We start from the raw sequence: 24,612 nt of genomic DNA on the forward strand, positions 1-24,612 counted from the left end.
CGACATCGTGTGTTCCCGACCGAACGCGATTTGAGAGAACCACTCGCCACGCTTGATACTCCTTACTCTCTATTCCTTCCTGCCACGACGTAGTCCGGACTTTCTTCTAAACATTAATTCCTCTAGTTCTTTTCTATAAGCGACATCCAGACTCCCTGCGTCGATGAAAATCACTTAGCACTCACCTTCAGCTCCCATAAGTATTGCGCTTCGTGCAACCGCTGATTACGGTGCCATAACGTCCATTCAAAAAGACTGATGATCAAGCGTTACCCCACGGCTATCGCATGGCCGGTGACCGATCATCGCCCCATGCCCGGGTAGGGGCGGTAGCGTGATTTATCGCGACCTGTAATTGATATAGTTGTTTGGCATTCGCGAACGCCGCGAACTGCTCTTAAAGATGCTTAAGAACATGACGATAAAAAACGATGTGATTTAGGGGATGATTCAGCGTGCCGCCGCCACTTGGCGTTGTATCGCAAGATGCTCAAGAAAAGCTTTTACCTCGGGACCACCCATGCTGGCCAGATGCCGCACATCATGGAAGCGAATGAAATAGCGTATCCAGTAGCAGTCAGTCTTGACCGTGCGTGAGCTGTAGCGTTTCACGCGCATGATGGCTTTCACACGATTCATTAGCTTTGGCGGTCGACTGTGAGCATTCATGAGCAACCTAATCTAGCTGTATTCCTATACAGTAATATCAGGTTCAGCGGAACGTGCAAGGATGCGAATTCTGCATAACCTGCCGAGCTGTTATTAACTATACGAGAAATCAATCGGTTAGCATCAGATTGATGGGTTGGATAAAAATTCATAAACACGTGCGCTCGTTTAAGTGATAAAACGAGCCTGCTATCTAATACCTGTTAAGCTTTAGGAGAGAAAATGGCTAAAGATTTTTACCGTCGCTTACACAGCTATTTTCTTGATGTTGGAAAGGTTCTAAGAAACGAAGCAGATGTAGCCAGTATATTTCCGAATACTACTGATAGAGGAATGGCGCGTGAGAATATATACGCCAAAGTTCTTCGGGATCATCTCCCTCCGATGTGTAATGTAAAGTTGGGTGGGTTTGTCTTTGGGTTGGATGGTGCGGAATCCAAGCAACTTGACGTAATTATATCTAATGATAAATCTATTCAGTTTAATCACTTGATGACCGAAGATGGTGGAAAGTCTTTTTGCTGCATCGAGGGTTGCATCGGAGTTGTTTCAGTTAAATCTACTCTCGATAAGAAGCAACTCATAGAATCGTTAGAGAACCTGGCGTCAGTTCCTGATAAAGCTCCCATTGGCACTAGAAACCTAATAGGTAGAGAAATGCTTCACTATGAGGATTGGCCATATAAGGTAATATTCGCTTCAGATGGGCTTAAGTCTGAGACTTTAATGGCGCATTTAAACAAATTCTATGTTGAAAATTCAGAGATCCCTATGAATAAGAGACCGAATATTATTCATGTTGCAGGGAGCTGTAATATCATAAGGGTTATGAGTAACAAGAGCATACTCAGAAATGGAGAAAAGCTGTTACCAGGCTCATACCATTTGCAAACTGTATCTCCTGACGTTTTTGGTCTAGGTAGAGTAATTGCTGATATGCAAGCTATGGCAATGGCAAGTAATTTTCTGGCATATGAGTATTCAGAAGTTATTAATCGACTACCAGAAACTTAACAATCCATTGTAACGGACTCGGAAAAAAGCCCTTCGCCGTTAAATAGGGGCGTTAGTTTTACAGCGCTGAGCCGAGAAGGGATTTATGGCAAAAGTAAATAAAATCAGAAAGGAAAAGCTATCTATCTATTTGGCGAGAGATGGCAGCAAGCCAGATTCTGATGTTCTAAAGCTAGAAAATGCTAAGCAACCTATTGAAATGGACTTGCCAGAGGCAGAATCAGCCCGTCTTTACATAAAAAAGCAGCCACCTAAAGATGCTCCTCCTTGGACTAGATTGTTTACAACAGATAGCCAATTTGATGTTTCTGAATTTGGCACCTCTTCAAATGTAGGTGCTGTATTCTTAGTAAGAGTATCAGGAGCTACATTTGTACTGTCATTTGGCACTGGTTTTCATCTTTTAAAGCAAGAGTCTATCGAGCGTGATTTCGGTCTAAAGGTCACGCTGAACTCGGTAGATCCTGACAAACTGAGAAGTTTGGATAAAGCCAGTTATGATCACAATCCATTGAATTCAAGAACTCAAAGTACTCGGGATGTAGATATATTTAATCTCCATTTAGATTCTGAGATGGAGATGCTCTACGCAGTAACAGGCACATCATTAGTAAAAGAATTTGGTAGTCATGTAACGGGTAGGGATGCCCTGACAATTGCAGTAGAAACCAACCTTTCAGATATACCCGCTATTCTTTCAAAGGCTATCAAACAATATCGCTCTAATCTACCAGACAAATTTAGCTGGGTAGAAAATATCAATAGGGTTAGGGACTATGACGAGATTGAAATACTCGATTTGGAACTAGATCAATACTTGAGCAGCAACAATGTTTCTAATTTCTGGTTAGGGGAGCCGGAAATAGTAGACTGGGAAGGTCAAATCGGCTATTCATTTGATATGTACCAGAAAACCCTTCGCCATGTAGTTTTATCTTTCGAGGACTATATAACATACCTTGGTGGTGTTACTCCTACAGTTGAGCTAATGAAGAGCAACGTTGTTCACGTAAACAACAATGAGTATCAGTCTGTAAAAAGTTGGCCTGTCTACCGCTGCTTGTATGCTGAAATTAAATTTGGAAACGATCAATACATCCTAAGAAATGGAGTATGGTACAAAATAAACTGTGATTTTGTGGCAGCAGTTGATGACTACCTCAGCGATATTGATACTCATCCATTCTCATTTCCCATATATTCTCATGATGATGAGGGCGACTATAACGAGTTAGTTGCTAAGACACACAGCGTTTTTTGTTTGATGGATAAAAAGAATATCCAGATTGGTGGCCCTTATGACAAGCTAGAGCACTGTGATTTGATAAAGGGTGGAAATGAATTTGTTCATGTCAAGTTATACAGAAGCTCAAGCACACTCAGCCACCTGTTCTCTCAAGGATTTGTGGCTGCGGAAGCGTTTATAAAAGACTCTGACTACAGAGAGAAATTGAACCCAAAATTGCCTGCATCAATCAAATTAGATGATCCAAAGCCAAGGCCAGATCCAAGTAAATATAGGGTGGTTTATGCAATTGCTACAACCAAGGATATACCTGAAGAACTCCCATTTTTTTCAAAGGTGACATTAAAGAATTCTTTAAAAACACTATGGGCGTTAAATTACAATATTTCTCTATCTAAAATAGATATTGACCCCGTTTGGTTAAAGACTAAAAAGTGCAAGCCAAAGAAAAACTAACAAGGCGCTGCTGTCGGACAAATTTTTCGCTGCGCTCCAAATTTGCCGCAGAGCGCGGCGTTAGGCGAATCGTTCAAAGTTCACACATGGAGTAATGTAAGAAATGAGCAGTAAAATTAATTCGGGAATCTTAGAAGCAATATCTCCTGTTTAAAACCGTATCTAGATCAATTCTATGAGCTGGATCGCATTATACCTAGAGAGGATGAAATTCTCATTAAAGGTACAGTTGAAAAAGATGCACTAGCAAAAACTATGATTATTAAAATTAACATCTCTCATGAACATCAACAGGTATATATACCTAATATATTTATGCCTCCCTTTATGCAGCATAAGCGCCTCGGAAAAACACTTATAGATATAATATATAAAGTATCTAAAGCTAATGGATATCACTTGTTTATCGTTGACTTAGTTCCAAGCTTTTACAACCGTTTGGTAACACGAGGGGCTGCAATTATCGAAGAATATGAAACGGTTCAAATAACTGATGAAACAGATTTGCTTGGTTCGGGTTTCGCCTAACAAGGCACTCAAGTCGGAACTAAAGCAGTTGGTTAGGTTTCGCTTCGCTACACATTTTAACCCACAATTTTAGTCCGCTTAGTGCGGCGTTATGTTTTTTAGGCTATGCCTTAATTTTGTCGAACATGAAATTTATAGGGATAAATTGACGTGTCACTTAGAAAGCTAGGAACAAAGAATACAATGATTGTTTTTGGAATAATTCTTTTAGTTCCTATAGCTGTGTACGTTTATCAATTTGGATTCGGAATCTGGTCTTCACATGATGAGTGGGCAAAAATGGGAAGTGCATTGGGCGGTTTATATACGCCTATGCTTTCAGTTCTTACACTCTATATGATATATCGACAGCTAAGGCTACAAGCAGTTATTCATGTAGATCAAATGGATTGGCAAAAGCTACAAACTTCGAGACAGCACGGGGTATATCTTTGCGAAAAGCTGAGAGAGAATATCAATGATCCCCAAACGCGTGAAAAATTTCTTTATACACTAGAGGAAACTGGGATAGAGCAAAAGATCTCAAAAGTCGCATATTTGGACTATGTGGGTAGAGATGAAACATCTATGCTGACTCATCAACTTATTACTCTCCTTAGGAAATTGAGGCATAGTGAAACAGGTAGAGAAATTCGGTTTCATCTTAAAGGTCTGGCACTCGCTTCGATGGGATCTGAATTATTGAATGCATATGAGACCAACATGTGCAGATGGCATGATATCGAGTATGAGGGGGTTAGCAATGAACTGTGTGTATTTACGGACCAGTCAGATCTAAATCGTATTGCTAAATACAAAACATAACAAGAACATGCACGGGATAGCCGTCGCTGCGCGCCGTTTACCCGTGATGTTATGCGTTAATTTTCAAGTGAGAATCAAGTTGAGCAAGATAAGTAAATTTCTGAAAGATCACATACTCGGGGTTTTTCTGACCAGCGTTGCTGCAGGGCTTCTCTCCACTTGGCTGTTTCAGGTTTTCCCTTTTGCCAGTAATGAAAAAGAGGTCGTAAAGGGTGAGATCGTCTTAACTCACTTTGGCGAATACACCGAAAAATACGGTGTTCGGTTTGATAGCCCTCCAAAACTCCAGTTTCTTAATGAATATGGCTCTACCTACAGCGGAGGTGCTATTGATGTATTGGAGCATGGGAATGACGGTTTCGTTTACAAGCTAGCCAGAGGCTATGTTGTTGGTAACAAATTAACTTGGGTCGCAACTGGCACCCTCGAAGAAAATTAACAAGTCGCAGCAGTACGCGGCCGGTGGCCGCCGGACGCCCTTTCCATGGCTCCTTCGTCGCCATTCCAAGGTCGCCGCTGTGCTCAGCGTTAACGGCCATCATTCCTCTATCATCATTGCTCCCTGCGCACCACAACTTGTTGGCACTTCCACATACCCGAGCCCTCCTCACTCCGGCGATAAGCCAAAGCGTCCACAAAAACTCACTCCCGCTGCTGCTGGGCGCGGGTATCGGCGCGCACGGCGTCGAGCCCTTCCTGTGAGATGAATCCGCGGGAGAGGGCGTGCTCGGCCATGGTGGCGCTGTCGCTGGCGAGGATCAGTTCGCAGTCGGAATCCCCGATCTCCTTGGCGAGGGCGTCGATGGCGGCGTCGCGCTCGTCGTCGTCGTCCACCTTGCGGATGTAGATGGCGCGCACGCGGTCGGGGTAGGCCTTGACGATCTCGGTGTAGACCTCGGGGTCGTGCTGGCCGCTGTCGCCGATGAGCACGAAGGGCAGATCCTCGTAGAGCGAGAGCATGCTCTGGATCACGTCGGACTTGTGATCCTCCGCCTTGCGCGGCCACGGGCGCTTGAGCGACAGGCCCCACTCGCGCAGGAAGAGAATCGGCCCGACGGGGATGCGGTTCATGTTGAAGAAGATCTCCAGCACCTCGTAGATGCTCCACGGCCCGCGGGAGACGTAGAGCATCGGCCGCTTGCGGTTGCCTTCGGCGCCGTCGTAGAGCGCGCGGTAGAGCGCTGCCACGCCGGGGAAAGCGGTGCGCTCATCGGCCTTCTCCATGAACAGGCGATAGAACATCTTCAGCTTGTTGGCGACGCCGGTGTACATCACGGTGTCGTCGATGTCGCTGATGACGATCAGGTCGGTGCTCGCCGGGGGGATGTAGACCTCGGTCTCGGTGCTGATGGCGTCGTCTTCGGAGACCACCTGCAGTTTGGCGGTGTGCCAGATCGCCTCCGCCGGCAGGGTGTGGGTGATCTCGATATGGGCGTGAAAATAGCCATCGGCGTCGGTAGTGACGGTGGTCTGCGTCGCGCCGAGGCGAATGTCGACGCGGGCATCCGCTACGCCGTGGCGCACCAGACGGCGGGCCAGGTCGGCCAGGTCCTGCATCACGCCGGCCTGCTCCCAGCGCGCCAGACGCCGGGGCTGGCGAAAGACGCGGCCCATGATGAAGGCTTCTTTCTGCGAGCCGTAACCCCGGTAGGGGTGGACGATGACGCCGCCATGGCCCTTGTCGCGACGCATGGGGCGGGTGAACAGGCGGACCAGCTTCTTGCTGAAGTGGATCAGCTTGCCGAAGAACATCCGGCGCTTGGAGCCGTCGCGATGGGTCGTGGTGGCGTCTTGGGTCACGGGCTGGCTCGTCCTTGTGGGGCTGGCGCGCAGTCGATGGCGGCGCGCCGCGGCGTTCAGCCTGGCCGGTATCGATGGGTGAACGGTCCGCGCAGGGCAGACCTCGACGGTATTCGGCCCGGTATCGGTGCGGCTTGCCTCAGTATGCAGGCGCGACGGTCAGGCGCAACGGTTGGGTACGGCTTGTCGCGCGTGAGGGCCAGACACAAAAACGCCCGCCGGAAGGCGGGCGTTGTCGTTCTCGATCTCGCAGCAATCAGGCGTGCTGATTGCTGTGACGACCTTCGCCGAGCTCTTCGATGAACTTGGCGTTGAAGTCGTCCAGATCCTTCGGCGTACGGCTGGTGACGAAGCCGCTGTCGCAGACGACGGACTCGTCGACCCACTCGGCGCCGGCGTTCTTGAGATCCTGTGCAATGGAGGGCACGGAAGTCAGTTTACGGCCGTCGACGACGCCGGCGTTGATCAGAATCCACGGGGCGTGGCAGATCGCGGCGACCGGCTTGCCGGCCTGGAAGAACGCTTTGACGAAGCTCAGCGCTTTCTCGTTGGTACGCAGTGTGTCCGGGTTGAACAGACCGCCCGGCAGCAGCAGCGCGTGGTAGTTCGTCGGGTCGGCGTCATCGAGCGCCTTGTCGGCGTCGTAGGTTTCGCCCCACTCGGTTTCGGCCCAGGCGCGAATGCCCTTGCCGTCCAGCGTCACGACGTGAGTTTCCACGCCCTGACCTTGAAGTGCTGCACGCGGTGATGCGAGTTCGGATTCTTCGAAGCCGTCGGCTGCGAGAATGGCGACACGTTTACCGTCGAGTTGATTAGCCATCTTGACCTCCTGGTCTTGATATGACGATTGATGAATGGACTAACCGCCCACGGGCCATCCGGGTCCGTGTTTCAGCGTTAGGCATAAGTTTGGGATAGTCTCAGCGAACTTCAAGGGGAGAATGTTCCCACCGGGGCCGAGACTCGCCACGCAGCCGTGGCGGCGGTGCCCGTATCTCGCCCCCGGGTGACGGCAAAGACGACGAGGAGAGAGGCATGTTTGGCGAGGCGGGTAGCGCAGTGTCGCTGATCGGGATGGCGCTGCTGGGCGCGATATTAGGCGCGCTGGTGGTAGGCGTGGCGGCGCTGTCGGTGCTCCGGCGCCGGCGGGAGGTCAACGACGACCTCGAGACGCGGCTCGACGAGAGCGAACGTCAGCGGCAGCGGCTCGAGCAGGAGCTCTCCCAGAGCGATACCCAGCAGGACGAACTGCGCGAGCAATTGGGCGAGCTCAAGCAGCGGCTGACCACGCGGGAGCAGCAGGTCGAGACGCTCAACGAGCGCCTGGCGGACCTGCGCGAGCGCTATGGGCGGCTGGAGACGCATTTCGAACAGGCCAAGCACCACCACGCCGAGCAGATCAAGCTGCTGGAAGACGCCAAGGGCCGGCTGGGCCACGAGTTCGAGTCGCTGGCCGGGCGCATCTTCGATGAGCGCAACCGCAGCTACAGCGCCCAGAGCCGCGAGAGTCTGGAAGCGCTGCTGCAGCCGTTTCGCGAGCAGGTGGCGGGTTTCCGTCAGCGCCTGGAGGAGATCCACGGGCAGGAGAGCCGCGAGCGCACCACGCTCAAGGTGCAGATCGATCAGCTCGCCACGCTCAACCGCCAGATCACCGAAGAGGCCGCCAATCTCACTCGGGCGCTCAAGGGCGACAAGAAGATGCAGGGCAACTGGGGCGAGGTGATGCTCGAGTCGGTGCTCGAACGCTCCGGGCTGCGCCGCGACATCGAGTACCGCCGCGAGGTGTCGCTGGGGGGCGAGCACGGCCGCCAGCGCCCGGATGCGGTGATCTATCTGCCCGACGACAAGCACCTCATCGTCGATGCCAAGGTCTCGCTCAACGCCTACGTGCGCTACGTCAACGCCGAAGAGGACGCCGAGCGCGAGCAGGCGCTGCGTGCCCACGTGCAGGCGGTGCGGGCGCACATCGACGCGCTCGCCAGCCGCGACTACCCCAAGCTGCCGGGGCTGCGCTCGCCGGATTTCGTCTTTCTTTTCATGCCGGTGGAGCCGGCGTTCGCGGTCGCCTTCCAGTTCGACGAGACGCTGTTTCAGGACGCCTTCTCCCGCGACATCGTGGTGGTCACGCCGACCACGCTGCTGGCGAGCCTGCGTACCGTCGCCAGCCTGTGGAATCTCGAGCGCCAGAACGAGAACGCCCGGCATATCGCCGAGCGCGCCGGCAAGCTGCTCGACAAGTTTCAGGGGTTCGTGACGAGCCTCGAAGACGTGGGCAAGCATCTGGGGCGGGCGCAGTCGAGCTACGAGCAGGCGGTGTCGCGGCTCTCCACCGGGCAGGGGAGTCTCGTCGGGCAGGCGCGTCAGCTCGAGAAGCTCGGAGTGCGCATGAAGCGCGAGCTACCCTCACACCTCACGCGGGCCGCCGAGGGCGAAGACCCCGAGGAACTGGAGGGAGGCCGCGAGAGAAGCCGGGAGAAAGACATTGAGAGAGGCGCTGAGAAAGGCCGCGAGAGGGGCACTGAAAAAGGCGCTGAGACAGGCCGCGAGGACGTGACAGAGGGCGACGACGCGAGCAGCGATACGCGCCGCGACGCGGACGAAACCTCGCCGCCCACCGGCGATGCCCCGGTGGCCGACGCTCACGACCGCGACGAGAAGCGCCCGGACGAGCCCTGAGGCGGTGGAGCGCCCCGCTTCAAGGCAAAGGCCCCTGATTGAAGAGAAAGGGCCCTGATTCAAGGGAAAGCGCCCGGATTCGATGCCCCCGGCGGCGGGGGCATACAGCCGGCGTCGCGTGCCTTGGCGCGGATCGCGCCGCCCGCAGACTTCAGCTCGCCAGGGCCAAGCTGCGCGTCTCCCGCAGTAAGTCGTTGGCCAGACTCTGCAGACACACCAGCGCCAGCACCTGGCGTCGCGCGCCTTCCCCCAGCGACATCAGCCGTTTGGCACGCTCCGCCGGGGTGGCGTCGGGGCGGCTGTCGCCGCGCCAGCGAATCGACTGACTCTCCGCCGGTGCCTCGATGTACTCGATGCGCCGGGTCGAGTCGACCAGAAACCCCACCAGCCCCTCGCCGCCGTCGACCAGCAGCACGTGGGCGGCGGGCGTGTCGGCGTTGCGACCCAGCAGAAGGCGCAGATCGACCAGCGTGGCGCTGCGTTCGTTGAAGCGCCAGACACCGACGTAGGCCTTGGCCATCGAGACCGAGCGTCCCAGCTGCGCGCCGGTCTCGATCTCGGCCTCGTCCGGTGCGTTCGCCACCGCCTCCAGCTGATCCAGCGGCGTCGACATCTCGCCGTCGCAGCTGAAGTGCACGTAGGAGAACCGCCGCCAGAGCTTGCGTGCCTTCGCCTCGGCGTTGCGTCCGCTGATGGCGGCGTGCAGGCGGGCCAGCGAGGTGAGATTGAGCGTCGACAGCAGGCGGTAGTGGTCGATCACCAGCGCGTCGCCGCTGGCGGTGGCGACGACACCGGCCACGGCATCGCTGTAGCCGGCGCCCGCCGCACTCGGCCGGGCGTTCTGTTCGACCAGCGTCACTACGCGGTCGGCAGCCAGCGCGATCGCCCCGTCCGGGCCGTCGAGAATGACCATGTACGCCGGCAGCTCCCGCAGGGGCTCGATACCGATGAGCGCACACGGGTCGAACAGTGCCAGGGTAAAGTCGCGCACGCGAACGTCGCCCAGGTAGCCGGACAGCGTCAGCGCCGGCGGCTCCACCGCGGGGCACATGACCACTTCGCGGACGACCGCGGTATCCAGCGCGAGCGCCGTCTCGCCCCGGCGCGCCATCAGCCAGCGCTCGGCGGTACGGTTTGTCGCTTCCATCACGCGGGCGTCGGTCTGCCCGGCGCGCTCACGCACGGCGACCATGCCATCGAGGGCGAACAGGGCGTCGAGGTCGAGCACGTAGGCGGGGCGATCGTTCAGCGGTATCTCGAGTACGCGAGGCGTCAGGGCATGGGTCTCGCCGCTGCCGTCGGTCAGCTCGAAGCCTTGAGAAGGCTGGACCTCCACCACGTCGCGAATGTGGTCGATACGCAGGCCGAAGCGTCGCTCGCGATAGCTCACCACGGCCACGAAATCGCCGGCTTCCCGCGGGGCGTCACCGCTCTCCAGCCCCAGCAGTCGGGCAAGATCGACCACCGGTAGCGGGTTGGCGCGCAGCAGCATCGTCCCCAGCGACCAGTTCGGCGCCAGCGGGCGCGGGGCCAGGTTGGCTTCCAGGCGGACCACCTCCTGCAGGCAGCGTGCGTCGAGCGCGATATCGCTGTCGGCGATGCGCAGGATGCCCATGACCTGGCGTGTCATGCCTGCCTCCGCTCGGCATTGGTCGCGCTGGAGAGCTTGCGGATCAGCGCGTCGACCTCTTCGGCGGTGGCGAGCTGGCGATTGGCGGTGTTGTCGATCTCCTCGATGGAGGCGGTGGTGCGCTCGACCCCCTCGACGATACGCCCGAAGGCATCGGCGGCGCGGCGCGAGACGCTGTTGCCGGTCTCGATCCGCTTGAGCGATTCGCCCAGCAGGCGGTTGATCTGGCGGGTGGCGTCGGCGGACTTCTCCGCGAGCTTGCGCACCTCGTCGGCGACCACCGAGAAGCCGAGGCCGTGTTCGCCGGCCCGCGCCGCTTCGATCGCGGCATTGAAGGCGAGCAGGTTGGTCTGGGACGCGATCTCGCCGATCACCTTGACGATGGCATCGATGTCCTCGGAGGACTTCTGGATTGCGCTCATCGCTTCGCTCGAGTCCTTCAGCGCCTGGCTGCCACGCTCCGCCTCGCGCTGCGTTTCCTGGGCCTGCGACCGGGTCACGCGGGTGTTGTCGGCGATGCCGGCGATGGTGTCGTTGAGCTTGTCCAGCGCGGCGGTCATCGCCGAGGTCTGAGCCTGAATCTGCTCTTCGAGTTCGACCTGGGCGGTGATGTCGGTGGCGAACTTCACGACCTTGTAGGGCTTGGCATCGGCGTCGAGGATCGGGTTGTAGCTGGCCTGGATCCAGACCCGGCGGCCGTGCTTGCCCAGTCGCATGAAGCGGTCGTTGAAGAACTCGCCGCGGCCGAGCGACTGCCAGAAGTCACGGTAGGCGCGGCTGACGATATAGTCCGGCTCGCAGAACATGCTGTGGTGCTGGCCCACGATCTCGTCGGCCTGATAACCCATCGCGCCGAGGAAGTTGTCGTTGGCCCGCAGGATGTTGCCCTTGAGGTCGAACTCGATCACCGCCTGCGAGCGGTCGATGGCGTTGATGCGGCCTTCGAATTCGCTGTTGCGCGCTTTCTGGGCGCTGATGTCGTGGGCGAACTTGACCACTTTGTAGGGCCGCCCGCTGGCATCGAAGATTGGGTTGTAGGTCGCCTGCAGCCACAGGTCGCGCCCGTCCTTGGCGATACGCCGGAACTCGCCGGCGGCGAACTCACCCCGACGCAGCCGCTGCCACAGATCGTGGTAGGCCTGACTCTGGGCATACTCGGGGCGACAGAACATCGCGTGGTGCTGCCCCTCGATCTCGGCGAAGGAATAGCCCACCGTCTCCAGAAAACGGGCGTTGGCGCTGAGCACGTGGCCGTCGAGGTCGAACTCGATCACCGCCTGGGCGCGGTCGATGGCGTTGACCTTGCCCTCGAACTCGGCCGTGCTGCGTTTCTGCGCGGTGATGTCGGTGGCGAACTTGATCACCCGGGTCGGGCGGCCGCGCGGATCGAGAATCGGGTTGTAGGTGGCCCGCAGCCAGACCTCTTCACCGCTTCGGGTGTAGCGCTTGAACTCGTCGCTGACGTACTCGCCGCGGGCCAGACGCTCCCAGAAGTCACGGTAGGCTTCACCGCGCACGTAGTTCTCGTCGCAGAACAGCCGATGATGCTGGCCGCTGATCTCCTTGGCGGTATAGCCCATCAGCGACAGGAAGTTGTCGTTGGCGCGGATCACGTGGCCGTCGAGTTCGAACTCGATCACCGCCTGGGCACGATCGATCGCCTTGGCCTGACTTTCGAACTGGGCGTTGATGCGCTTCTGCTCGCTGATGTCGGAGGCGAACTTGACCACTTTGTAGGGCCGTCCGCAGGCATCGAGAATCGGGTTGTAGGTCGCCTGCAGCCAGATCTCGCGGCCGCCCTTGCCCAGGCGGCGGCATTCGCCCTGGAAGAACTCGCCGCGGGCGAGCGTCTGCCACAGCTGACGATAGTCGTCGCTCTGCGCGTAGGTGCCGTCGCAGAAGAGCCGGTGATGCTGGCCGCGGATCTCGTTGAGCGTATAGCCCGTGGTGTCGAGAAAATTCTGGTTGGCGGTCAGGATCTGGCCGTCGAGGTCGAATTCGATCACTGCCTGGGCGCGCTCGATGGCATCGATACGCCCGGCGTGCTCCGCGGCGAGACGTTTCTGCGTGGTGACGTCGGTGGCCATCTTGATGATCTTGACCGTGCGCCCGCTCTCGTCCTGGATCGGGTTGTAGATCGCCCGGAACCAGAGCTCGCGGCCGCTCTGGGTGAGACGGCGATACTCGCCGGCGCGGAATTCGCCCTTGGCCAGCTGCTGCCAGAACGCGCGGTACTCGGGGCTGGCGGCGTCCTCGGGGAGACAGAAGAGGCGGTGGTGCTGGCCGACGATCTCCTCGAGCCGATAGCCCATCAGCGAGAGGAAGTTGTCGTTGGCGTCGAGAATCTCTCCCTGGGGATCGAACTCGATGATCGCCTGAGAGCGATTGATGGCCAGCCAGAGCGAGGCGAGCTGGTCGTTGGAACAGGCGATTTCAGCGATGGAAGCGGACGATTCCGTGGTTGCAGACATGAGGTCACTCCAGGTCGGTGGGCTCCTCATGACGGCATCCGGTCTGTCATCAGCGCGAACGGGGGCAATGAGGCATGACACCGATCATCGGCACGACTCGGGCTAACTTTAATTAAATTTCGTGCCGGGGCCGATCTGATCGATCGACCTGATGTCAGCGAGTGACCTGATGCCAGCGAGTGACCTGATGTCAGCGAGTGACCTGATGTCAGCGACCGCCCCGGTCGACGTGCCAGAGCCTGCCGAGCGTCTGACTGCGGTCGCGCAGCAGCTCGGCGCAGCGGTCGAGCGCCGTCTCCAGAGACATGGGGCCGTCGGCGAGGGCGAACGCCGCGGTGATGTCATGCTCGAAGGCGGTCTGCCAGCCTTCGCCGAGCCGGCCCGCCAGCACCACGGTGGGCACGCCGAAGCGGGCGGCGCGCCGAGCGACGCCGATGGGCGTCTTGCCGGCAAGGCTCTGACCGTCGAGCTGGCCCTCACCGGTGATCACCCAGTCGGCGCCTTCGAGATAGCGATCGAACCTTGCGTGCTCCATCACCAGCTCGATGCCCGGGCGCAGCGTGGCCCCCAGAAACGCCTTCGCGGCGAAACCCATACCGCCGGCGGCCCCCGCGCCGGGTTGGTCGCGGTCATCGTGACCGAGCGACTGCGCGACCCGCTCGGCGAAGTGACCCAGGGCGCGATCGAGCCGTTCGACGTCCTCGTGTGTCGCGCCTTTCTGCGGGCCGAAGATCGCGCTGGCACCGCGCTCGCCCAGCAGCGGGTTGTCGACGTCGACGGCGGCCTGGACCTCGAGCGTCGCGAGGTGCGGGTCCAGACCGCTGAGATCGAGCTGATCGAGGTCGGCGAGCGCCGCGCCGCCGGGGGGCAGGTCGCGGCCTTCGGCGTCGAGCAGGCGGGCGCCGAGGGCGGCGAGCATGCCGGCGCCGGCGTCGTTGGTGGCGCTGCCGCCAAGCGTCAGCAGCAGCCGCTCGGCGCCGGCGTCCAGCGCTTCGCGAATGAGCTGGCCCACGCCGAAGGTGGTGCTGTGAAGCGCGGTGCGCTCATCCGGTGTGAGCGCCTGCAGGCCGCTGGCCTCGGCGAGCTCGACGAAGGCGGCGCGGCTCTCGGCGAGCCAGCCCCAGGCCGCGGTGCGCTCGCGGCCGAGAGCGTCCTGGACGCGCGCTTCACGTCGCTCGGCGCCGGTGGCGGCGATCAGCGCCTCCAGCGTGCCCTCGCCGCCGTCGCCCATCGGACACTGGATCAGCTCGGCCTCGGGGGCGCCGCGGGCGAGGCCTTCGGCGATGGCGGCCGCGGCGTCGCGCGCCGAGAGGGCATCCTTGTAGCTGTCGGGGGCGATGACGATCTTCATGGCGTCCTCTTGGGATAGTGGAGAGCAGCGGGCGGTTCGGCGATTGGCCGCAGGCGGTTGGAAGAAGCGCCGCCACGCCGGGACCTCGTCGTCAGCTTAGCGGCATTGCTCCACGACAGGGAACGCCAACGAGCGCCGGGCGCGTGACCAAGGCAGCGTGGCGCCGGAAGACGCCAACTGGCATTCTGAACGCCGTTCACATTCGCCGCCGGCGAGGATGATGTGATGAACCGAAACGACATGACGAACCACCGCGGCGAAACCCGCCGTCGCAACGCACCCGTGTCATACGCCGCCGTCACACGTGACGGCGACGCGACTCGGTACCGTCGCCTGGCGAGCGCGCTGCAGGCGCGAGCGCGGCATGGCACGGGCGTGCTGCTCGCGGGGGCCTTGGCCACGCTCACCGGCTGCCAGTCGCTCTCCGCGCCATCGCCGGTCTCGCTGGAAGGTGGCGGGGCACTGCCGCCGGAGTGCCAGTGGCAGGCGGGTGACGCCGACCCGCTGGCGCGACTCCGCGCCACTCGCGATGTGGTCGAGTCTCGCGGCTACGTCATTCTCGACACCGACGTCACCCTCGGCGTGGTGAGCGCCGAACGCCGAACGCGTCAGCCGGGACTGGGGGCGCTCAACTCGCCCTTCGGGCGCACCGGGCTCTGGGGCGGCGTCGGGTTCGGCGGGCGCAGCGGCTACGGTATCGGCCTCTCTCAAGGGTTCGGTTACGGCTACGACAGCGACCCCATACGCGTCGAGCGCCTCTCCGTGGCGACACCGAGCACGATCACCTACGTCGACCGCGACTCGGTGGTGGTCGACCGCGACGGCTATCTCATCGACGCGCGCAGCGACAATCATCAGGGAGTCTGCCGCGAGCTGCGTCAGGCGATCGAGTCGCGGCTCACTACCGCAACCCCGGCGCCGGGCACCGCCGTGCCGGCACCTGCGTCGTCTTCGACGGGGAGGGCTACGCCATGACTCGGGCCATCAATCACCCCTCGACGGCGCAGCCATCGACGACGCCCTCGTCAACGACGTCGCGACGTACGATGCGCCTGGCGCTTGCGCTGCTGGCGGCGCTCTGGCTCGGCGGCTGCGCGGTCGCCCCGGCGCCGGAGCCGCGCAGCATTTCGCTGAACGCCGATCCCGACGCGACGCTCAGGGCGACGCTTGCGATGTTCGCCGAGCGCGGCTTCGTGATCCGTCACGCCGACGGCGATCTGCGTCAGGTCGACGCCGTACTGGCGTCGCGAAGCGGCTACCAGATCCATGCCGAGGTTACCACCGGCGACACGCCGCCACCGGGGCTCGCGCTGCGCCAGGGCGATACCTATCTCTCGTTGAGCGGGCGCCAGGGCGGTCAGCCGCTGGATGCCGTTGCGCTCGATCCGCTCTTCATCGACGTTCAGAACCGCATGAGATCACAGCCTTGATTCGATCGTTCTACCGCTGGGGAAGCGGTCTACTGGCGCTCGTCGCCGTCGGCCTGTCGTCCCCGGCTTTCGCCCACCCGCACGGCTGGGTGGATATCAGTGTCGAAGGGGTCTTCGACGAGGCCGGCCGGCTGGCGGCGCTGCGTCAGCAGTGGCGGATGGATCCGTTCTACAGCCAGGTGGTGATGGAGGAGATGAGCAGTCTGGACGACGGCACCACGATGCCCGAGCGCCTCGACGCGCTCGGCGTCGAGATCCGCAACAATCTCGCGACGCAGGACAATCTCACCACCATCACCCTCGACGGCGCGCCCGTCGCCCAGGGCGAGGTGCGCAATACCAATACCGAGGTGCGTGGCGACCGGCTGGTCTTCAGCTTCGTGCTGCCGCTCGCCTCACCCGTGCCGATGGCCGGGCACGAACTCGACTACCGCATCTTCGATCCGACCTACTACATCGAGATGGTCCACGAGGCGAATGCCGACGGCAGCGAGCCGCTGCCGGGGGCGCTAACGCTCGCCGGCGCGCCGGCGGGCTGCTCGACGCACATCGTCAAGGCGGACCCGGATCCGTCGAAAGTGATGGAAGCCGCAATGCTCGACAAGACCGAGTCCGGCGAGCCCAATCTGGGGCGCTTCTTCGCCGAGACGGGAGAGATTCGATGTCCCGCCTGAAACCCAGCGCAACCGGACTGAAACCCTGGCTGGCATTCGGCCTGCCGCTGGCAGCGGTGGTGCTCGTCGGCTGGGCGATCTATTGGCTCGGCTGGTGGCAGCAGGGAGCGGTGCACGTCGTGCTGTGGCAGCGCGATCTCTACCATGCGCTCACCTCGGCGATCACCGAGATCGATCGCGCCCCGGGGGTGACGACCTGGGGCGTGCTGCTGGGCGTGAGCTTCGGCTACGGCGTCTTCCATGCCGCCGGACCGGGGCACGGCAAGGTGGTGTTGAGCACCTACCTCGCCTCGCAGGGCGGGGCGTGGAAGCGCGCCATCGCACTCTCGGCGCTGGCTTCCTTGCTGCAGGGCGTGATGGCGATCGCCCTCATCGCCGTACTCGTCTTCGGCCTCGGCTGGCTCACTCGTCAGGCGATGGCGAGCGTGGATCAGGCCGAGACGGTGAGCTTCCTGCTGGTGGCGCTGGTCGGGCTCTGGCTCTGTGTGCGCTCGCTGCGCCGGCTCTATCGGGCGACGTTCGCCGGGTCAGCCGTCGCTTCCGAGCCCGCGGCGCTGACTGGCCGCTATCGCTTCGACGTCGTCGCGCCCCGGAACGGGACGACACTCGCCAGCCATCGGCCCGACCCCTTCGTTCGCTCGGCCGCACCGGCGCCTGGCGCGAACGAGCAGGGTGCGAACGAGCAGGGTGCGGATCTGCGTGGCACGCACGAGCACGGGGCGCACTGCGGCTGCGGGCACGATCATCACGTCGATCCCGATACCGCGAGCGACTGGCGCGGGGCGCTGCTGACGGTGCTGTCGATCGGTATTCGCCCCTGCAGCGGGGCGGTGCTGCTGCTGGGCGCCTCGGCGCTGCTGGGGCAGTTCGGCAAGGGCGTGGTGGCGGTGATGGCGATGTCGCTGGGCACGGCGCTGACGGTGTCGTCGCTGGCGCTGCTGAGTGTCTTCGCTCGGGACTGGGTGCAGCGGCGGCTCTCGCCGATGGCGAGCCGCCACCCCTGGCAGGCGTGGGTGGGACTGGCCGGCGGCGCGCTGATCCTGGCGCTCGGGCTCTCCCTGAGCCTCGCCCAGTGGCAGCGCGGGGAGGCACCCGGCGCGCCGCTGCTGGGCTCGCCGACGGCGCAGTCCACCGAGGCGCCGGTAAGCGGGCCGTTCACTCGCGGCTGAGGCGGCGGCACGCCCCGAGGCTCAGCCGACGTTCAGCGTCTCGGCCAGGCGGCGAATCGTGTCGCAGCGATCTTTCAGTGCGGCCTCGGCGTAGCGCTCCGCCTCGCCGTGCCCCCACACCGGGCCCGGCCAGGCGGGGTCGTCGGCGAAGCGCACGATGACGTGAACGTGGAGCTGGGCGACCACATTGCCGAGAGTGGCGACGTTGAGCTTGTCCCCCTCGAAGTGCTGCATCATCGCTTGTCCCAGCGCGGTGGCCTCCTGCCATAGCGTGCGCTGATCGGCCTGGGTGAGATCGAAGAGCTCCGTGACGTCGGGGCGGCGCGGTACCAGCACCAGCCACGGATAGCGGGCGTCCAGGCTCAGGCGGACCTGGCAGAGTGTCAGATCGACGACGTGCACGCTGTCGCGCTCGAGGCGGGGATCGAGGGTCAGACTCGGCATGGGGTGTCTCCAGCTTCGAAGTGTCTAGGCAGCGCGGGGCGGCACGACGCCGATTTTGTGCGCACCAGGACGTCGCTCTGCTATGTTGGAACTCAGGTCGACGACTGTACGACCGGATGCGTCACGGCGCATCCTTCAGCCCGTTAAGGAGGACGACATCATGAAACGATTCATCGCATTTTCCCTGCTGGCGCTATTCAGCGCAGGCATCCTCGCCGGCTGCAACACCATCGGTGGCGCGGGCAAGGATATCGAAGAAGGTGGCGAAGCCGTACAGGACGCGGCCAGCTAACGAGACGTACGCCTGGCGATCGCCAGGCGTTCTGCTTTCGGCGATGCGCTTGCCATCCCTCGTTCCCTCCGCCGCGCTGCAGTATGCCGCTCGGTTCTCGACCGTCCTCCCCAGTGCCGATGCTCCTGCCCGCCCCGAGCGTTCTGTGTCTTCCCGGCCTCTGCGGCTTTCCCAGACATTCTCACTCGCGCCATTTCGCATGCCGGCTTCCGCCGCGCGCGGCGGCCGACCGATGTCGGTGAAGGCGTGTCTTCGCGACCTTGCGAGCAGGTTCGAACGCGAGCACATGCTAAAGTAGTGTCGCGCCCGGTCGCTCTTTTCGTACCGTTTACCTCGCCGCCGGCCGGGCCGGAGGTCACCCATGTCAGCTCTCGACGATCGCGCCCGCCGGGGCGATACCCCGTGTGATGCGGCCCCTGCTCCGAGCGAACCCGCCGCGCGTGCCGCGAGCGAGTCGGCGCTTGCGTTCACCGATGCGAGCCACGAGTCGATCGAGGCGCTCCCCGGGCCGGACGAGAAACCGGTTTCCATCGTCTTCAACGACACCGCCTACGCGACCGTGCTGGCGACGCCTTCGCAGCTCGAGGCGCTGGCCGTGGGCTTCGCCTACAGCGAGGGCGTCATCGACCGCTACGCCGACGTCGAGTCGATCGAGTCCGAATCGAGCCGGCACGGTCTGCGGGTTCGGCTGACGGTGGCGCCCCGGATCGCTCGCCGCGCCGAGAGTCAGGCGCGGGCGACGCTCTCCACCAGCGGCTGCGGGGCCTGTGGTGTGCAGGAGGAGTCGCAGCTGCTGTTCGGCCTGACTCGGCTACCCACCACCGCCTTGCCTGCCGCAAGCGCGCTGCAGTGCGGCCTCGACACCCTGCGCGAGCGCGCCGCCACCGGGATGCATCTGGCACTGGGGCTGTCCGCGGCAGGGGAGACGACGAGCCTCGGCCTCGACATCGGTCGTCACAATGCGCTCGACAAGGTGATCGGCGAGAGTCTGATGGCGGGGCGGATGCCGGCCGCGGTCATGACCTCGAGCCGCTGCAGTCTAGAGCTGGTGCAGAAGAGCGTGCGCGCTCGCATACCGGCGCTGGCGACGCTCTCCTACCCGTCGCGGCTGGCGGTGAATGTCGCCCGCTCCTGCAATCTGACGCTGATCAACTGCCATCGCGGGCGGCGCCTGGAGCTGCTCAGTCGCGGAGACGTCTAGTTCTGCCGTCGCGAATCTGGCGGGCCGTCGACGCGTCACAGCCCATCGGCGATAATGTTAGTGAGCAAATAATTTCTGTGCGTATTGAGCTATATGAATGATACGATACTCGGGTGTGACCAAACGTCACACGCCTTCACTCATCGTTTCCGTTCAGACATCGCTCGAGGCATTCATGGCTTTCCATTCCCCCCAGGACACGGCGCTTCAGGCGGTCTCCGCCGGTTACAAGAAGAGCCGGACCCCGCTGGGTGCGCTGCTCATTCTCGGCTTTCTCGCCGGCGCCTTCATCGCCATCGGTTTTCTGCTCGACATCCGCGTGACCGCCACCATGCCCGCCGAGTGGGGCGGTCTTCGCACCTTCATCGGGGCATCGGTCTTTCCCATCGGGCTGGTGCTGACGCTGATCGCCGGCGGCGAGCTGCTGACCGGTAACATGATGACGCTGCCGATGGCGCTGTTCTCGCGGCGCATCGGTGCTGGCGCGCTGATCAAAAACTGGGGGCTGGTCACGCTCGCCAACTTCGCCGGTAGCCTCGCGGTGGCCTACGGTTTCGGTCATTTCCTGGGGCTGGCGGAAGGTGACTTTCTCGCCACCACGGTGTCGATCGCCCAGCACAAGGTGCAGGCGGACTTCTGGCACGCGCTGGTGTCGGGCATCGGCTGCAACTGGCTGGTCTGTCTGGCAGTCTGGCTCGGTTACGCCAGCAAGGACGTCGCCGGCAAGATCTTCGGTATCTGGTTTCCGGTGATGGCCTTCGTGGCGATCGGCTTTCAGCACGTCGTGGCCAACATGTTCGTGGTTCCGGCGGCCATCTTCACCGGCGCCGTGACCTGGGGCGAGTATCTGCCCAACTTCATCGCCGTGTTCATCGGTAACGCGATCGGCGGGGCGCTCTTCGTCGGGCTGGCCTATCACGTGGCCTATCGACCCAACGACTCGCTCGACGCCGTGGTCGAGGCGCCGGCCGCACAAGGCGAAGCCGCCGTCGATGCCAGCCGCGCGGCAGCGACCCGCGCCAAGCGCTCGACAGCGGCCGCGGAGACGCAATCGGCCAGGCGCGCCTGAGCCAGAGTTCGACACAAGCGCGGCTTTTCCATCGTCGCGGCTTGGCCTTCTCCCCCTGCGGGTCGAGAAGGCCGCCGCGATTCGACGTCACGGCTGGTAAAGGGAGATCGGGCGTCGCTCACCGTTTTGGAGATTTTGCATGTCATACGATTCCCACGATTCCGCCCACGACGATCGCGCGGCCGGCGACTGGCCGGTCTACGAGCAGGACCCGACGGTCACCGAGTATCACAACCCGGCCGGCGGCTGGGGTGCGCTGAAGTCGGTCGGCAAGCACCTGCTCCACAGTCGCGCTATCGGTACCAACGCGCGCTCGCTGTTCAAGCTCAACCAGCCCGACGGCTTCGACTGCCCGGGCTGTGCCTGGGGCGATCCGGAGCACGGCTCGTCGTTCGAGTTCTGCGAGAACGGCGTCAAGGCGGTGACCTGGGAAGCGACCGCCAAGCGCGTCACGCGTGACTTCTTCGCCAAGCACAGTGTCAGCGAACTCAAGCGCTGGGACGACTACCGGCTCGAGGATCAGGGGCGTCTGGTCGAGCCGATGCGCTACAACGCCGAGACGGATCACTACGAGCCCATCGGTTGGGAGGCCGCACTCGACCTGATCGCCGACGAGCTCAAGGCGCTGGCGACGCCGAACGACGCCATCTTCTACACCTCCGGCAAGGCGCCCAACGAGTCGGCTTACGTCTTTCAGCTGCTGGCGCGGCTCTATGGCACCAACAACATGCCGGACTGCTCCAACATGTGCCACGAGGCGAGCGGCGTGGCGCTCAACGCCGCGCTCGGCACCGGCAAGGGCAACGTGCGCCTCGAGGACTTCGAGCAGGCCGAGGCGATCTTCGTGTTCGGCCAGAACCCGGGCACCAACCATCCGCGCATGCTCGGCACCCTGCGGGAAGCCGCCGAGCGCGGCGCCGATATCGTCACCTTCAATACGCTCAAGGAGCGGGGGCTGGAGAAGTTCGCCGACCCGCAGAAAGCCGGCGAGATGCTCCACAACGGCAGCCACCGCATCAGCAGCCACTACTTTCGGCCCAAGCTCGGCGGCGACATGGCGGTGGTGCGGGGCATGGCCAAGGCGCTCTTCGCCCGTGACGCCGCTGGCGAAGACGTGCTCGATCACGCCTTTCTCGCCGATCACACCGCGCAGCTGGCGGCGTACCGGACCACTGTAGAAGCCACCGACTGGGCGGCGCTGGAATCCCAGTCCGGTCTGAGCCGCGACGAGATGGAGCAGGCCGCCGAGCTCTACGCCCGCTCGAAAGCGACCATCGCCTGCTGGGCCATGGGCATCACCCAGCACCAGCATTCGGTGGCGACGGTCCGCGAGATCGTCAACCTACTGATGCTGCGCGGTAACCTGGGGCGTCCCGGCGCCGGCACCTCGCCGGTGCGGGGCCACTCCAACGTCCAGGGCGACCGCACCATGGGCATCTATGAAAAGCCCTCCGAGGCGCTGCTCGATGCGCTGGAAGCGAAATATTCGCGTTCGATGCCGCGGGCGCACGGCGTGGACTCGGTAGCTGCGGTGCAGGCGATGCGGGATCATCCCGGCAAGGTGTTCATCGGGCTCGGCGGCAACTTCACCCGGGCGATCTCCGACAGCGGTGTCACCGAGCGCTCGATGGCGAACTGCCGGCTGACGGCGTTCATCAGCACCAAGCTCAACCGCAGCCATCTGGTGACCGGCGAGTCCGCGCTGATCCTGCCGTGTATCGGCCGCAGCGAGATCGATCGCAACACGGCCGGCACGTCGCAGCTGATCACCGTCGAGGATTCGATGAGCATGGTGCACGGCTCGGCGGGCATCAATCGCCCGGCGGACAAGGCACTGCGCTCGGAAGTGTCGATCCTTACCGGCATCGCCGAGCGGCTGCTGGGCAGCGAGGTGGTCGACTGGGCGGCGATGCGCGAGGACTACGACGTCATTCGCGATCACATCAGTGAGGTCATTCCCGGTTTCACCGACTTCAACGCCCGGGTTCGCACCCCGCGCGGCTTCTGGCTGGTCAATCCGGTGACGCAGCTGCGCTTCTCGACGCCGACCGGCAAGGCGGAGTTCTCGAGCGACGCGCTGCCGGAGGCGGTGATGCACCAGCGTCTCGCCGAGCGCGAGGGCTGGCTGACGTTGCAGACGATGCGCTCGCACGATCAGTACAACACCACCGTTTACGGCTACGACGACCGCTACCGCGGCATCGAGAACGGCCGACAGGTGATCTTCGTCAATCAGACGGACATCGAGCGGCTCGGTTTTCGCACCGGGCAGTGGGTCGATCTGGTCGGCGAAAACGCCGACGGCGAGACCCGCCGCGTCAACGGCTTCAAGATCGTCGCCTACGATACGCCCACCGGCTGCGCGGCGGCCTACTATCCCGAAACCAACCCGCTGATCCCGCTCGACCACAAGGGCGACTTCAGCCACACGCCGGCGTCGAAATCCATCGCCGTGCGGCTGGAAGCGAGCGCGCGCCTTGCCTGAGACCGGCGACGACGCCGATCTCGCGCAGGCGCTCGCGGCGCTATTACAGGCGCATCTGGGCCTCGATCCGCTGGCAGGGGTGGTCTGGCTCGCGCTGCGTGACGTCGGCGACTCGCCGCGGGGGCTGACCACCGCGCAGCTCTCGCGCCGGCTCGAGGTCGAGCACGCCCTGGTTCGCCGCGCCGCGGCGGAACTCGAGGCGCTGGGCTGGATCGACAGTCGTCCCGCCGGTGGGGCGAGCCCGGCGCTTCGCTTGACCATGGTCGAGGTTCCCGGGGACGGCTCCGGCGACGCATAATCCCTCTCTTGATGAGACGACGGTCGCCAGATCGAACGACGGTCGCCAGATCGGACGACAGTCGCCAGATCGAACGACATTCGATGAGAGAGGTGGGTATGGCAGCAGGCGATCTCGAAGGCCGCGTGGCGGTCGTGACGGGCGGTGGCACCGGTATTGGCTACGCCATTGCGCGGGGGCTTGCCGAGGCCGGCGCCCGCGTGGTGGTCACCTATCGCAGCCACCAGCCCGATGCTGCCGCGCTCGAGGCGTTGACGCCTTCGAGCGGGGCGCCACCGCTGGCCTACGCCCTCGACGTCACCGATGAGTCCGCCGTGGCGGCGTTCGCGGACGATCTCGAGCGCGAGATCGGCGCCATCGACATCCTGGTCAACAACGCCGGCGGTCTGGTACAGCGCGCGACCATTGAGGAGATGCCATTCTCGCTCTGGCGTCAGGTGCAGGCGCTCAACGTCGACTCGGTCTTTCTGGTCACTCACCACCTGATGCGGCTGTTGAATGACCAGCAAGGACGCATCATCACCCTTGCCTCACTCGCCGGCCGCAACGGCGGCCACCCCGGCGCGACCGCCTATGCCACCGCCAAGGCGGCGCTGTTCGGTTTTACCCGCGGGCTCGCCAAGGAACTCGCGCCCCGCGGTATCACCGTCAATGCGCTGGCGCCCGGTTTCATCGAGGCCACGCCGTTCCATGCCACCTTCACCACCGAAGCCTCCAAGCGCGCCACTATCGACAGCATCCCCGCGGGACGCGCCGGGCTACCCGAGGACGTCGCGTCCGCGGCGCTGTGGCTTGCCAGTGACGGCGCGGCGTTCGTCTCCGGCACCGTCGTCGATATCAACGGGGCGCAGTACTTTGGTTAGCAGTTCGGGGCTAGCAGTTCGGTGTCAGCAGCTCGGTGCTTG

The 24,612-nt window shown here is 61.8% G+C and carries 22 protein-coding genes; 15 read left to right on the forward strand and 7 right to left on the reverse strand.

Annotated elements, in window-relative coordinates; all coding sequences use genetic code 11:
* Nucleotides 1-450: 450 nt before the first annotated feature.
* Nucleotides 451-630, reverse strand: coding sequence for a site-specific integrase (locus DOM33_RS15005; protein WP_204352712.1), 180 nt, complete (start codon nucleotides 628-630; stop codon nucleotides 451-453).
* A gap of 261 nt (nucleotides 631-891) precedes the next feature.
* Between DOM33_RS15005 and DOM33_RS16230 the strand changes: the two genes are divergently transcribed.
* The 4 genes from DOM33_RS16230 (at nucleotide 892) to DOM33_RS16240 (ending at nucleotide 5,156) form a co-directional block, all read left to right on the forward strand.
* Nucleotides 892-1,683 carry a DUF6602 domain-containing protein gene (locus DOM33_RS16230; RefSeq protein WP_162617990.1) on the forward strand — a complete coding sequence of 264 codons (792 nt, stop codon included), beginning with the start codon at nucleotides 892-894 and terminating at the stop codon, nucleotides 1,681-1,683.
* An 85-nt stretch (nucleotides 1,684-1,768) separates the two neighbouring features.
* The gene (locus tag DOM33_RS15010; protein ID WP_110670451.1) at nucleotides 1,769-3,385 is read left to right on the forward strand and encodes a TIGR04141 family sporadically distributed protein; all 1,617 of its coding nucleotides are present in this window, start codon (nucleotides 1,769-1,771) and stop codon (nucleotides 3,383-3,385) included.
* Between the two features lie 678 nt (nucleotides 3,386-4,063).
* Entirely contained in the window at nucleotides 4,064-4,717 is a 654-nt protein-coding gene (locus tag DOM33_RS16235; RefSeq protein WP_162617991.1) for a hypothetical protein, read from the forward strand.
* 79 nt (nucleotides 4,718-4,796) lie between these two features.
* Complete coding sequence (locus DOM33_RS16240) at nucleotides 4,797-5,156, forward strand: hypothetical protein (protein ID WP_162617992.1); 360 nt, start codon at nucleotides 4,797-4,799, stop codon at nucleotides 5,154-5,156.
* A 203-nt stretch (nucleotides 5,157-5,359) separates the two neighbouring features.
* Here DOM33_RS16240 and DOM33_RS15015 read toward each other — a convergent pair whose 3' ends face one another.
* Together DOM33_RS15015 and DOM33_RS15020 are read right to left on the reverse strand one after the other, a co-directional pair.
* A complete protein-coding gene (locus DOM33_RS15015) occupies nucleotides 5,360-6,517 on the reverse strand; it encodes an App1 family protein (RefSeq protein ID WP_338053862.1) in 1,158 nt (385 codons plus the stop codon).
* Between the two features lie 256 nt (nucleotides 6,518-6,773).
* Nucleotides 6,774-7,337 (reverse strand): type 1 glutamine amidotransferase domain-containing protein, encoded by a 564-nt coding sequence (locus DOM33_RS15020; RefSeq protein ID WP_110670453.1) that lies wholly within the window; start codon nucleotides 7,335-7,337, stop codon nucleotides 6,774-6,776.
* Nucleotides 7,338-7,552: 215 nt separating this feature from the next.
* On the opposite strand from DOM33_RS15020, the gene DOM33_RS15025 reads away from it, so the two are divergent.
* Nucleotides 7,553-9,193 (forward strand): DNA recombination protein RmuC, encoded by a 1,641-nt coding sequence (locus tag DOM33_RS15025; protein ID WP_239495384.1) that lies wholly within the window; start codon nucleotides 7,553-7,555, stop codon nucleotides 9,191-9,193.
* A gap of 151 nt (nucleotides 9,194-9,344) precedes the next feature.
* Here the strand turns inward: DOM33_RS15025 and DOM33_RS15030 are convergent, their stop codons facing one another.
* The 3 genes from DOM33_RS15030 to DOM33_RS15040 all read right to left on the reverse strand — a co-directional run bounded on the left by DOM33_RS15030 (nucleotide 9,345) and on the right by DOM33_RS15040 (nucleotide 14,645).
* Complete coding sequence (locus DOM33_RS15030) at nucleotides 9,345-10,823, reverse strand: chemotaxis protein CheW (protein WP_110670455.1); 1,479 nt, start codon at nucleotides 10,821-10,823, stop codon at nucleotides 9,345-9,347.
* Complete coding sequence (locus DOM33_RS15035; protein WP_110670457.1) at nucleotides 10,820-13,294, reverse strand: PAS domain-containing methyl-accepting chemotaxis protein; 2,475 nt, start codon at nucleotides 13,292-13,294, stop codon at nucleotides 10,820-10,822. The genes DOM33_RS15030 and DOM33_RS15035 overlap by 4 nt, the downstream gene beginning before the upstream one ends.
* Before the next feature lie 208 nt (nucleotides 13,295-13,502).
* Nucleotides 13,503-14,645: a glycerate kinase gene (locus DOM33_RS15040; RefSeq protein ID WP_110670459.1), complete on the reverse strand. Its 1,143-nt coding sequence runs from the start codon at nucleotides 14,643-14,645 to the stop codon at nucleotides 13,503-13,505.
* Between the two features lie 225 nt (nucleotides 14,646-14,870).
* Here DOM33_RS15040 and DOM33_RS15045 point away from each other — a divergent pair, with 225 nt between their 5' ends.
* Genes DOM33_RS15045 through DOM33_RS15060 form a run of 4 tightly spaced genes read left to right on the forward strand, consistent with a single transcriptional unit; the run spans nucleotide 14,871 to nucleotide 17,918 of the window.
* On the forward strand, nucleotides 14,871-15,620 hold the full coding sequence (locus tag DOM33_RS15045; protein ID WP_110670461.1) for a hypothetical protein: 750 nt from the start codon (nucleotides 14,871-14,873) through the stop codon (nucleotides 15,618-15,620).
* On the forward strand, nucleotides 15,617-16,075 hold the full coding sequence (locus DOM33_RS15050) for a hypothetical protein (protein ID WP_162617993.1): 459 nt from the start codon (nucleotides 15,617-15,619) through the stop codon (nucleotides 16,073-16,075). The genes DOM33_RS15045 and DOM33_RS15050 overlap by 4 nt, the downstream gene beginning before the upstream one ends.
* Nucleotides 16,072-16,749, forward strand: coding sequence for a DUF1007 family protein (locus DOM33_RS15055; protein WP_239495385.1), 678 nt, complete (start codon nucleotides 16,072-16,074; stop codon nucleotides 16,747-16,749). The genes DOM33_RS15050 and DOM33_RS15055 overlap by 4 nt, the downstream gene beginning before the upstream one ends.
* Nucleotides 16,737-17,918, forward strand: a complete 1,182-nt coding sequence (locus tag DOM33_RS15060) for a nickel/cobalt transporter (protein ID WP_110670465.1) — start codon at nucleotides 16,737-16,739, stop codon at nucleotides 17,916-17,918. Before DOM33_RS15055 ends, DOM33_RS15060 begins: the two co-directional genes overlap by 13 nt.
* 21 nt (nucleotides 17,919-17,939) lie before the next feature.
* Here DOM33_RS15060 and DOM33_RS15065 read toward each other — a convergent pair whose 3' ends face one another.
* Nucleotides 17,940-18,362, reverse strand: a complete 423-nt coding sequence (locus DOM33_RS15065) for an HIT domain-containing protein (RefSeq protein WP_110670467.1) — start codon at nucleotides 18,360-18,362, stop codon at nucleotides 17,940-17,942.
* 160 nt (nucleotides 18,363-18,522) lie between these two features.
* Between DOM33_RS15065 and DOM33_RS15070 the strand changes: the two genes are divergently transcribed.
* From DOM33_RS15070 to DOM33_RS15095, 6 genes are all read left to right on the forward strand, one after another.
* Entirely contained in the window at nucleotides 18,523-18,654 is a 132-nt protein-coding gene (locus DOM33_RS15070) for an entericidin A/B family lipoprotein (RefSeq protein ID WP_110670470.1), read from the forward strand.
* A 361-nt stretch (nucleotides 18,655-19,015) separates the two neighbouring features.
* The gene (locus tag DOM33_RS15075) at nucleotides 19,016-19,855 is read left to right on the forward strand and encodes a formate dehydrogenase accessory sulfurtransferase FdhD (RefSeq protein WP_110670472.1); all 840 of its coding nucleotides are present in this window, start codon (nucleotides 19,016-19,018) and stop codon (nucleotides 19,853-19,855) included.
* Nucleotides 19,856-20,030: 175 nt separating this feature from the next.
* Nucleotides 20,031-20,924: a formate/nitrite transporter family protein gene (locus DOM33_RS15080; protein ID WP_110670474.1), complete on the forward strand. Its 894-nt coding sequence runs from the start codon at nucleotides 20,031-20,033 to the stop codon at nucleotides 20,922-20,924.
* A gap of 139 nt (nucleotides 20,925-21,063) precedes the next feature.
* Nucleotides 21,064-23,409, forward strand: coding sequence for an FdhF/YdeP family oxidoreductase (locus tag DOM33_RS15085; RefSeq protein WP_110670476.1), 2,346 nt, complete (start codon nucleotides 21,064-21,066; stop codon nucleotides 23,407-23,409).
* A complete protein-coding gene (locus DOM33_RS15090; protein ID WP_110670478.1) occupies nucleotides 23,402-23,707 on the forward strand; it encodes a MarR family transcriptional regulator in 306 nt (101 codons plus the stop codon). The genes DOM33_RS15085 and DOM33_RS15090 overlap by 8 nt, the downstream gene beginning before the upstream one ends.
* A 98-nt stretch (nucleotides 23,708-23,805) precedes the next feature.
* On the forward strand, nucleotides 23,806-24,570 hold the full coding sequence (locus tag DOM33_RS15095) for an SDR family NAD(P)-dependent oxidoreductase (protein ID WP_110670480.1): 765 nt from the start codon (nucleotides 23,806-23,808) through the stop codon (nucleotides 24,568-24,570).
* The last annotated feature ends 42 nt before the right edge of the window (nucleotides 24,571-24,612 follow it).

Source organism: Salinicola halophilus, assembly GCF_003206155.1.
In the GTDB taxonomy this organism is placed as follows: domain Bacteria; phylum Pseudomonadota; class Gammaproteobacteria; order Pseudomonadales; family Halomonadaceae; genus Salinicola; species Salinicola halophilus.

What these genes read in the sequence shown, in the direction of transcription:
- DOM33_RS16230 (WP_162617990.1), top strand. Translation starts at nt 892, where the DNA reads ATGGCTAAAGATTTTTACCGTCGCTTACACAGCTATTTTCTTGATGTT.
- DOM33_RS15095 (WP_110670480.1), top strand. Translation starts at nt 23,806, where the DNA reads ATGGCAGCAGGCGATCTCGAAGGCCGCGTGGCGGTCGTGACGGGCGGT.
- DOM33_RS15065 (WP_110670467.1), bottom strand. Translation starts at nt 18,362, where the DNA reads ATGCCGAGTCTGACCCTCGATCCCCGCCTCGAGCGCGACAGCGTGCAC.
- DOM33_RS15070 (WP_110670470.1), top strand. Translation starts at nt 18,523, where the DNA reads ATGAAACGATTCATCGCATTTTCCCTGCTGGCGCTATTCAGCGCAGGC.
- DOM33_RS15020 (WP_110670453.1), bottom strand. Translation starts at nt 7,337, where the DNA reads ATGGCTAATCAACTCGACGGTAAACGTGTCGCCATTCTCGCAGCCGAC.
- DOM33_RS15075 (WP_110670472.1), top strand. Translation starts at nt 19,016, where the DNA reads ATGTCAGCTCTCGACGATCGCGCCCGCCGGGGCGATACCCCGTGTGAT.
- DOM33_RS15025 (WP_239495384.1), top strand. Translation starts at nt 7,553, where the DNA reads ATGTTTGGCGAGGCGGGTAGCGCAGTGTCGCTGATCGGGATGGCGCTG.
- DOM33_RS15010 (WP_110670451.1), top strand. Translation starts at nt 1,769, where the DNA reads ATGGCAAAAGTAAATAAAATCAGAAAGGAAAAGCTATCTATCTATTTG.
- DOM33_RS15045 (WP_110670461.1), top strand. Translation starts at nt 14,871, where the DNA reads ATGAACCGAAACGACATGACGAACCACCGCGGCGAAACCCGCCGTCGC.
- DOM33_RS15060 (WP_110670465.1), top strand. Translation starts at nt 16,737, where the DNA reads ATGTCCCGCCTGAAACCCAGCGCAACCGGACTGAAACCCTGGCTGGCA.
- DOM33_RS15035 (WP_110670457.1), bottom strand. Translation starts at nt 13,294, where the DNA reads ATGTCTGCAACCACGGAATCGTCCGCTTCCATCGCTGAAATCGCCTGT.
- DOM33_RS15040 (WP_110670459.1), bottom strand. Translation starts at nt 14,645, where the DNA reads ATGAAGATCGTCATCGCCCCCGACAGCTACAAGGATGCCCTCTCGGCG.
- DOM33_RS15030 (WP_110670455.1), bottom strand. Translation starts at nt 10,823, where the DNA reads ATGACACGCCAGGTCATGGGCATCCTGCGCATCGCCGACAGCGATATC.
- DOM33_RS15050 (WP_162617993.1), top strand. Translation starts at nt 15,617, where the DNA reads ATGACTCGGGCCATCAATCACCCCTCGACGGCGCAGCCATCGACGACG.
- DOM33_RS15085 (WP_110670476.1), top strand. Translation starts at nt 21,064, where the DNA reads ATGTCATACGATTCCCACGATTCCGCCCACGACGATCGCGCGGCCGGC.
- DOM33_RS15080 (WP_110670474.1), top strand. Translation starts at nt 20,031, where the DNA reads ATGGCTTTCCATTCCCCCCAGGACACGGCGCTTCAGGCGGTCTCCGCC.